Annotated in this window: 3 protein-coding genes; 1 reads left to right on the top strand and 2 read right to left on the bottom strand. The window is 58.6% G+C overall.

The window, feature by feature from the left end:
• Window positions 1-19: 19 nt before the first annotated feature.
• Together AC11W3_RS14500 and AC11W3_RS14495 are read right to left on the bottom strand one after the other, a co-directional pair.
• On the bottom strand, window positions 20-721 hold the full coding sequence (locus AC11W3_RS14500; RefSeq protein WP_484093235.1) for a transposase: 702 nt from the start codon (window positions 719-721) through the stop codon (window positions 20-22).
• A gap of 2 nt (window positions 722-723) precedes the next feature.
• Complete coding sequence (locus AC11W3_RS14495) at window positions 724-1,227, bottom strand: helix-turn-helix domain-containing protein (protein ID WP_484093234.1); 504 nt, start codon at window positions 1,225-1,227, stop codon at window positions 724-726.
• A 120-nt stretch (window positions 1,228-1,347) separates the two neighbouring features.
• Here AC11W3_RS14495 and AC11W3_RS14490 point away from each other — a divergent pair.
• Window positions 1,348-2,099 (top strand): amylo-alpha-1,6-glucosidase (locus AC11W3_RS14490; RefSeq protein ID WP_484093233.1); only part of this gene is annotated, 752 nt, incomplete at its 3' end.

The raw sequence follows: 2,099 nt of genomic DNA, 5'->3' as shown, positions 1-2,099 counted from the left end.
CTAAATGCTTCCAAGTTGATCATGCGGCCTGAGCTAGCCGCTGAGTAGCATCTTTGTCTGGCGCAAACGGACTGCCAATATGACGAAGCACGTCTGCAGGAGTCTGGGTCCGTGCCTGAAAATGGGTCTGCACATCGGCGAGCAGGAGCGCGAAATCGTTGCGTTGATGATTATGCCTCACGACTCGTCGCCAGATACGCCAGAGCCATTCAATGCGATTGGCATCCGGATCATAGGCAGGCGTATACACCAGGTACAAGTGCTCCTTCAACTCGGCGAGCAGGCTGCGCACAAGCAGGGACCCGGCTGAAGTGTGCGTCTTAAGATTATCAGCAAGCACAATGGCGATACGCCCGCGACGTGGTGAGCGCGCCACGGCGGCACGCACTTGTTCGCAGAAGACATCAGCCGTCCGTCCAGGGGCAATACGACCATCGAACCAGCCATCGCGCCAGTCCACCAAGCCAAAGCCGTCGACCTTGCGGTTATCACCTGGCGCTTCGACCAAGCGTTGCCCGCGTCGACCTTTGCGAGACCAGATACGGGTGAGCGTCGGGTGAAAGGCAAACTGCACTTCATCCTGCAGATAGAGGTCAGCCTGGGGCATGAGGGGGAGCAGGGCGGGCAGGTCAGCAGGGAGCTGATCCCACAGCTCAGCCTCCACCAGATCTTTGACGGGGAGAGGGTCGGGTGCTGTGGCACCGGCGAACAGCACCTCCACCCTTAAGCGTTTCCCACATAATCGGCTTTTTCTTCGGCCTTGCGCCTCAGCGTCCAGGTGGGACGCTTGCAGACGTCGCCATGGGCATGTAAGTACACCCGCACAGTCTCCTCCGTCACCCGAATGCCGGTTTGCGTGCCTAAGTACGCAGCGCGTCTCGCGGTGGTCCAGTTCGCCGTGTCCTGTCCTACCTCATGGGGGTCCAACTCGATTACTCGCAATAACTCGGCTTCCCAGGCTGTCGTGACCGTTCGCTCTCGGCCTGGAGGCGTTCGGCGACGGACTGCCTCCAATCCGCCTGTTAAGAACCGTTTGAGGACACGCACTACTGTGTCCTGGCTCCGCAGAACGATCTGGGCAATCTGGGTCGAGGTCTGACCTTTCGCTGAGAGCAACAGCATCTGATAGCGGGTACGCGTTTCGGCATCGGAGGCCTCATCGTAGCGACGGCCTAGCTCAGTATGGGTTGACGCTTCCAATGGGGGGAGGGTTATGGGAGCGGTCATCTCTTTCTTCCTTTCTTCACTCTTCCACTCTTCTCCCTCTCATTGTCTCACATCTCCGCACACTTTACTTGGAAGCATTTAGAGGAGTATCGTCACGTCGCCCAGGCCTGCCTGGACTGGATGGATCAGTATGGCGACCTGGACGGCGATGGCTTCCAGGAATATAAAACCTACTCGCCACTTGGCTACGAGGACATGGGCTGGAAGGATGCAGGAGACGCGGTGGTCTACGCCGATGGCAGCCAGGTCAAGCAGCCCAAGGGCCTGTGCGAACTGCAGGGCTATGTCTACGATGCCAAAATGCGCATGGCCGAAGTCTTTGAGGTGCTTGGTGATGAGACACGAGCGCAAGCGTTGCGTCAGCAGGCACAAAGCTTGAAGGACCACTTTAACCAGGCCTTCTGGATGCAGGAGGAAGGCTGCTTTGCCTATGGGCTCGACGCCGAGAAAAAACAGATTACCGCCATTGTCTCCAATATGGGACACTGTCTCTGGAGTGGCATTGCCGAGCAGGACAAGGCCGAACGCACGGCGAGACGGCTCTTGCAAGAGGACATGTGGAGTGGCTGGGGGATTCGCACGCTTTCCAGCACGAACCCGGCCTATAATCCGTTCTCGTACCACCGTGGTTCTGTCTGGCCTCACGACAACGGACTCATTGCTGCCGGCTTCAAACGCTATGGTCTGGCACAGCAGGCCAATCAGGTGATCCGTGGGATCTTCGATGCGGCCCGACGGTTCGAGGCGTACCGCTTGCCGGAGCTCTTCGCGGGTTTGCCACGTGAGCGCCAAGCACTGGATTTTCCCGCCCTCTATCCAGGTGGGAGCAACATTCCCCAGGCCTGGGCTTCGGCGAGCATTTTCCACATGGT

Source organism: Geomonas sp. (genome assembly GCF_056994735.1).
Note: the sequence above shows the minus strand (reverse complement) of the source record. Positions and strands in the feature narration are given on the sequence as shown.